Annotated in this window: 2 protein-coding genes; both read right to left on the reverse strand. The window is 75.2% G+C overall.

Features of this window, described 5'->3' with window-relative positions; all coding sequences use genetic code 11:
- Positions 1 to 77 precede the first annotated feature (77 nt).
- Positions 78 to 599 carry a DinB family protein gene (locus tag ACFU6K_RS38375; protein WP_380671206.1) on the reverse strand — a complete coding sequence of 174 codons (522 nt, stop codon included), beginning with the start codon at positions 597 to 599 and terminating at the stop codon, positions 78 to 80.
- A gap of 31 nt (positions 600 to 630) precedes the next feature.
- Positions 631 to 1,206 (reverse strand): nucleosidase, encoded by a 576-nt coding sequence (locus ACFU6K_RS38380; protein ID WP_380671208.1) that lies wholly within the window; start codon positions 1,204 to 1,206, stop codon positions 631 to 633.
- Between the last annotated feature and the right edge of the window lie 546 nt (positions 1,207 to 1,752).

A 1,752-nucleotide genomic window follows, 5' to 3' on the forward strand; every position in this document is an offset into this window, starting at 1 on the left:
CTCCCCGCCCCGATCCGCCCCGATCCGCTCCCGGCGCCCTCAGCGCCGGACGGTTCCCTCAGCGCCGGACGGCGCCCTCAGCGCCCGACCGCGCCGTCCAGCTGCTCGCGGATGATGTCCGCGTGCCCGGCGTGCCGGCCGGTCTCCTCGATCATGTGGACCAGCACCCACCGCAGCGACGGCCCCTCGGTGTCGTCCGGCCGCAGCGAGCGCACGCCCGGCCGGTCCAGGTCCGGGGCGGCCGCGGCCACCGCGTTGGACCGCTCGACCGCCTCCCGGTAGGCGGCGACCTCCCCGGCCACGGTCGCGCCGTCCAGCGGGACCTCGTCCGACTCGTCCGGTTCCCCGCCCACCCCCTGGTAGGCCCAGGTGAACCAGTTGTCCTCGACCACGGCGAGGTGGCGCACCAGCCACAGCAGGCTGGTGCCGGAGGCGACGCCGGGGCGCCGGGCGTCCTCGTCGGCGACCCCGTCGAGCTTGGCGATCACCGCCGCGCGCAGGTAGTCGAGGAAGGCCAGCAGGGTGGCCGGCTCGTCCGCGTTCAGACTCGGCGGACGCAGGTCGGTGAGTTTGCTCTGGTCGTTCGGGTTCTCGGTCACCGCGTCACCCTAATCAGCCCCTGAGGCGGCGTCACCAGCCCTGCGCGACCACCCAGTCGGCCAGCTTCCGGGCGCAGTCGTCCACCGCCTCCTTCCAGCTGTGCTCGGCACCGTCCCCGGCCTCGTCGCTGACGTGCTTGACCAGCCGCACCGGCAGCCCGGCCCGGTGCGCGACGGTGGCGACGGCGTAGCCCTCCATGTCCACCAGGTCGGCGTGCTCGGCGAGCCGGTCGCGGGCGGCCACGTCGGAGACGAAGAGGTCGCCGGTGGCCAGCACCGGGCCGTCGCCCTTGCCGATCACCAGCGGGGCGCCGTACTCACGCCCGGTGAGCGCGTGCAGGGCGGCGGTGTCGAGGTCGTGCTGGATCACCTGGACCACGTGGTGGGTGCCCTCCCAGCCGGGGCGCAGCGCGCCGGCCGTACCGAGGTTGATCACCTCGGACGGCTTCTCGCCCTGCGCGAGGACGGTGGCCAGCGCGACGGCGGCGTTGACCTTCCCTATCCCGGTGAGCAGCACGGGCAGGCGGTCGTCCAGGTGGGCGGCCTCCTCGCGCACGGCGACGACGAGCAGCGGACGGTCGGGCGAGATCGTTCCAAGCAGGCGCATACCTCCATCGTACGGAGCGAGGGGTCGCCGCACCCGGGATTGCGCGCCCGCGAGCGGACCCCCGCGCTCCGCCCGGCCGGGGGAACCACGTAGGGTGCGGCCCGCGTCGGACGGTTCGCCACCTCTCGGGACGACCGGCAGGAGACGGCCAGCAGGAGACGACCCGCAGGAGACGACCGGTGGGAGCGGCACGATCCGTACGGGCCGTACGGGCCGCACCGACGGCACGGGCGGTACCGGCCGCACCGGTGGCACGGGCCGTCCCGGGAACGTGCACGACATGCTCAAGATCGGCGCAAGTCAGGTGTGGTCGAGGGGAGTCACGGCCATACTGCTGCCATCGGTCGGGCCCCGGGGACGGGCCCGGCCCCAGGGGAGGATGAGGCGGGTGGCAACACCAGTAGGCAACGGCGCGTCCGGCGCCGCGTTCCCGGCACGGCCGAAGCAACTGCCGGGGGCGCCGGGCGCCGCGGTGGCGACGGCCGTGCCGGTGACGGCGGCCGCACCGGGGGCACCGGCCGTCGCCGGCTCGGCCCCGCTCGCGAC

Origin of the sequence: Kitasatospora sp. NPDC057512 (assembly GCF_042802135.1) — a bacterium.
Lineage (GTDB): Bacteria > Actinomycetota > Actinomycetes > Streptomycetales > Streptomycetaceae > Kitasatospora.